This is a genomic window from Flavobacterium sp. 22659 (assembly GCF_052044235.1).
In the GTDB taxonomy this organism is placed as follows: Bacteria; Bacteroidota; Bacteroidia; order Flavobacteriales; family Flavobacteriaceae; genus Flavobacterium; species Flavobacterium johnsoniae.
The window spans coordinates 26,800-31,750 of sequence record NZ_JBQEMU010000035.1 but is presented as its reverse complement, the minus strand read 5'-3'; the positions used below and the strand labels follow the sequence as shown (position 1 = coordinate 31,750).

General features: G+C 35.3%; 4 protein-coding genes. All 4 read left to right on the top strand.

Features of this window, described 5'->3' with window-relative positions; all coding sequences use genetic code 11:
* Positions 1-355: 355 nt before the first annotated feature.
* A complete protein-coding gene (locus ACTJIW_RS23315; RefSeq protein ID WP_121360718.1) occupies positions 356-670 on the top strand; it encodes a hypothetical protein in 315 nt (104 codons plus the stop codon).
* Positions 671-897: 227 nt separating this feature from the next.
* Positions 898-1,587 (top strand): hydrolase, encoded by a 690-nt coding sequence (locus ACTJIW_RS23310; protein ID WP_121360717.1) that lies wholly within the window; start codon positions 898-900, stop codon positions 1,585-1,587.
* Between the two features lie 212 nt (positions 1,588-1,799).
* The gene (locus ACTJIW_RS23305) at positions 1,800-3,587 is read left to right on the top strand and encodes an amidohydrolase (protein WP_440715700.1); all 1,788 of its coding nucleotides are present in this window, start codon (positions 1,800-1,802) and stop codon (positions 3,585-3,587) included.
* Between the two features lie 5 nt (positions 3,588-3,592).
* Positions 3,593-4,951: alginate export family protein (locus tag ACTJIW_RS23300; RefSeq protein WP_440718487.1), on the top strand; the 1,359-nt coding region annotated here is incomplete at its 3' end.

Below are 4,951 nucleotides of genomic sequence, written 5' to 3'. Positions count from 1 at the left end.
AAAACTGAAATCGAAAAAAGAAAAAACTTAGAATCTTAGTCCTTAGTACCTTAGAATCTTAAAAAAAAATCTTTCTTATTCTAGATTAAGTTGAGTTGAAATTGGAACTAATAAATTTGCAATATAAATTACAAGTTCTGTCAAAAACTGAAATCGAAAAAAGAAAAAACTTAGAATCTTAGTGCCTTAGTACCTTAGAATCTTAAAAAAAATCTTTCTTATTCTAGATTAAGCTGAATTGAAATTGGAACTAATAAATTTGCAATATAAATCACAAGTTCTGCGAAACTGAAATTTCAAAGTGAAGAAAAAACTTAGAAACTCAGTATCTTAGAATCTTAGAAACTTAGAAAAAATGAAAACACTTGAATTCTTATTACTCGGAAAAAACGAAGCGATCCTGGCCATTTTACTTCGCCTTGTAAATGCTTATGAAGACTGGAACGCAGTCGCATTTAGCAGCGAAACAGAAGCTCAGGTCTATTTTCAGAATCACAAAATTGACGTTGTTCTATTGAGCTCCGGAATCGAAGACCATGTCGAAAAAGAGTTTACTTTATTTTGCTTAAAACAACAGCCAGACGTAGAAGTAATTGAACATTTTGGCGGCGGAAGCGGATTATTAAAATCAGAAATTCTCCACCGTTTACATCTAAAAGGAAAAATCTAGGCGCCGCATTTTTCTCTTTTAAAAATTCATTAAAAGCTTAAAGAATAATCTATTAACGAATATTCGTCGCTAAATCGACGATATATCGTCAGGATCACTATTGCCTTTTCTGAAAAACCTTTTAAAAACAAGACATTAAAAACAAGGCATTTATTTTGAATGCAAAACACTGAAAATCAAATACAAAATATTTTAAAACCTTTATTTAACAACAAAATCAAATTATCATGAAAAAATTAATCCTTACAGCAGTTTTATCTTTAGTAACTTTTATCGGATTCGCTCAAAAACCAAGTCCGGCGCAGTTAGATCCAACCAATCATACTTTAGTCTTAATCGATTACGAAAGCCAGATGGCCTTTGCAGTAAGCAACATTCCAATCGATCAGCTTAGAAACAATACCGCTTTAGTAGCAGGCGCATCAAAAATATTCAAAGTTCCAACTATTGTAACAACAGTAGCCGAAAAATCGTTCAGCGGACCCGTTTTTAAAGAAATTGAAGAATTCTATCCACAAAAAACATCAAACTATATCGACCGTACTTCAATGAATACCTGGGAAGATATTCCGGCTCACAAAGCTATAGTTGCAAAAGGTAAAAAGAAAATCGTTCTTGGCGGTTTATGGACAAGTGTTTGTATCGTAGGGCCAGCTTTATCAGCAATCAACGAAGGATATGATGTTTATGTAATTACAGATGCAAGTGGCGACATTTCTAAAGAAGCTCACGAAATGGCAGTAACCCGTATGGTTCAGGCTGGTGCGCACCCAATTACTTCATTACAATATTTATTAGAATTACAACGTGACTGGGCTCGTCAGGAAACTTATGTTCCTGTGACTGATTTAGTTAAAAAATACGGCGGCGCTTATGGTGTAGGTGTTCAATATGCTCATGAAATGTTGAAACACTAATTTTAGATGGAACACGCATGAAACGGATTCGCTATCGCTAAAACGCGGATAAAACGGATTTTAAAATTCATAAATAAAAACCCGTGCAAATCCGCGTCTTTGCAAAGCAAATCAGTAAAATCCGCGGGCCAAAATACTTCCAGAAAAACAAAGAAAGGCTGTGTAACTGCACAGTCTTTTTTTTACCCAAAACCAATTAAAATACCACAACCATGAAACTCTCTTTTAAAATAGCAGCTTTCCTTTTAATTATCTCCCTTCCTATTTTCGGGCAAAGCAAAAAAGCAACTCTAATCGTTCATCATGCTGTAATTCATACTTTAGACAATAAAAATACAATCGTTGAAGCCATGGCTGTCGCCGATGGAAGAATCCTAAAAACAGGGAAAAACAGCGAAATCTTAAAATTAAAAGACAAAAAAACAACCCTAATCGATGCTAAAGGGAAAACCATTATTCCCGGAATATTCGATTCTCACATGCACATCATCCGCGGAGGAAGATTCTATAATACCGAATTACGCTGGGACGGTGTTCGTTCCTTAAAAAGAGCTTTGGCCATGCTGAAAGAACAAGCACAAAGAACTCCAAAAGGACAATGGGTTCGTGTGGTAGGCGGATGGAATGCTTATCAGTTTGAAGAAAAAAGACTTCCAACTCTAGCCGAAATCAACGAAGCAACTGGCGATGTTCCAGCTTTTATTCTTCATTTATACGGACACGCTTATTTGAACAAAGCAGGTTTAGAAACTTTAAAAATTGATGCCAATACACCAAATCCAAATGCGGGATTGATTGAAAAAGATTCAAACGGAAATCCAACCGGATTGTTAGCTGCAGAACCAAATGCTTTTATTTTATACTCTACACTTGCCAAACTTCCAGAATTGACGCAAGAAGAAAAATTTAATTCGACCAAACAATTTATGACCGAAATGAACCGTCTTGGCGTAACTGCTATTATGGATGCAGGAGGCGGATTCCAGAACTTTCCAGACGATTACGGTGTAACAAACGGTTTGTGCAAAGACAGCGATTTAACGATCAGAATGCCTTATTATTTGTTTGCTCAAAAAGCAGGAACAGAATTAAATGATTACACAAAATGGATGCAGACAGTCGAAATTGGCGAAGGCTGTGACGACGATCATCATTCAGATAAAGTAGAATATCACGTTCAGGGTGCGGGAGAAAATTTAGTTATGAGTGCCGGAGATTTTGAAAACTTCGACAAACCAAGACCAGAATTAAGCCCGGCAATGGAAGGTCAGTTAAAAGAAGTTTTATCCTTATTAGTAAAAAACAAATGGCCGTTTAGAATTCACGCAACTTATAACGAAAGCATTACAAGATTTTTAAATGTAATTGAAGACATTAATAAAGAAACACCTTTAAACGGACTTTTATGGTTCTTTGATCACGCCGAAACAGTTTCTACAGAAAATTTAAAACGTATTAAAGCTTTAAACGGCGGTATTGCAATTCAGCACAGAATGGCATATCAAGGTGAAAGTTTCATTAAAAGATATGGAAAAACAGCTGCTGCAAACACAGTTCCGCTAAAGAAAATGTTCGAATTAGGAATTAAAGTAGGAATGGGAACAGACGGAACCCGTGTAGCAAGTTACAATCCGTGGGTTGGTTTATACTGGCTTACAACCGGAAAAACTTTAGGAGGTTTAAAATATATGAACGACGAGAATATTGTAGACCGAACAACAGCTTTAAAATTGTTCACTTACGGAAGCGCACAATTAATCAATATTGAAAAAGACAGAGGAATGCTGACTGCAGATAAATTAGCTGATTTCTCAATCCTTTCTGATGATTATTTCACCACTTCTGAAGAAAACATTTTAAACATCGAATCACAACTAACAGTCGTAAACGGAAAAGTAGTGTATGCCGATAATGACTTTAGAACTTTTGCCAGCGAAAAACCAAAAGCAATTCCAGATTGGAGTCCGGTAAATTATTTTGGAGGATATCAAAAAAACTAATTCAAATGAAAAATACATTCTTCTTATTGTTGCTTTTGGGAATCTTTTTTTCGGCAAACGCACAACAAAAACCAGTTTTCCAAAAGCTGCGATATGAGGATGATTTCACTTATCTAAAAGCTGATTCGACGAAAACCTCATACGAGAAAATCAAATATATTCCGTTAGGAAAAAACGATAAATATTATGCCTCAATTGGCGGAGAAGCAAGACTGCAGTATACTTACACCGTTAACAATAAATGGGGAGACGAATCTGACGATGATGGGTATTTACTTTCTCGTTATCTGCTTCATGCAAATGTTCAATTGGGCGTTTTTAGAACATTTTTTCAATTGCAAAGCAGTTTAGCAAACGGCAAAACAGATCCAAGTCCGGTTGATGAAAATCAGTTAGATATACATCAGGCTTTTTTGGATATAGATTTTATCCGAAAAGAAAATGAACAGTTAACCCTGCGTTTCGGAAGACAAGAAATGTCATACGGTTCCCAGCGTTTGGTTGCTGTACGAGAAGGTCCAAACAGCCGACTTGCTTTTGACGGATTGAAACTATTTTATAAAAAAAACAATTGGCAGTCAGATGCTTTTTTTACACATCCAATTGCCAATAAAAAAGGAACTTTTAATGATAGTTTTAATGAAAATGCCAAGTTTTGGGGAAGTTATACGGTAATTCATAAAGTGCCGTTTATTCAAAACATCGATTTGTATTATTTGGGTTTATGGAAAAGCCGGGCTGTTTTTGATGATGCTGTTGGTACAGAAAACAGACAATCGATTGGAACACGAATCTGGAAAAACAAAGGAAATTGGAAATACGATTTTGAAGGCGTTTACCAGTTCGGCAACATCAATCAAAAGACAATTTCAGCATGGACTATTTCTTCTTTTGCTTGTTATACTTTCGAAAACATAAAATACACTCCGGAAATTGGATTAAAAACAGAAATCATTTCTGGTGATAAAAATTCTGGCGATGGCTATTTACAAACTTTCAATCCGTTATATCCAAGAGGTGCTTATTTTGGTTTAGTTGCTCTTATAGGTCCATCAAATTTAGTTGACGTTCATCCTTCAATTAATTTTAGTTTATCTGAAAAATGGGGACTCGGAATTGATTATGATATTTTCTGGAGACAAACCATAAGTGATGGTATATACGCACCAAACATGCAGCTTTTATATTCAGGAAAAGATACAACGGAACGTTTTATAGGTTCACAGTTAATATCAAATGTAAACTACGACCTCAATAATCATTTAGGTTTTACATTAGAAACTGGCTGGTTTAATGCAGGTTCATTTTTAAAAGAAGTGGGTTCAGGAAAAGATTATTTTTATGCAGCATTGACGGCACAATTT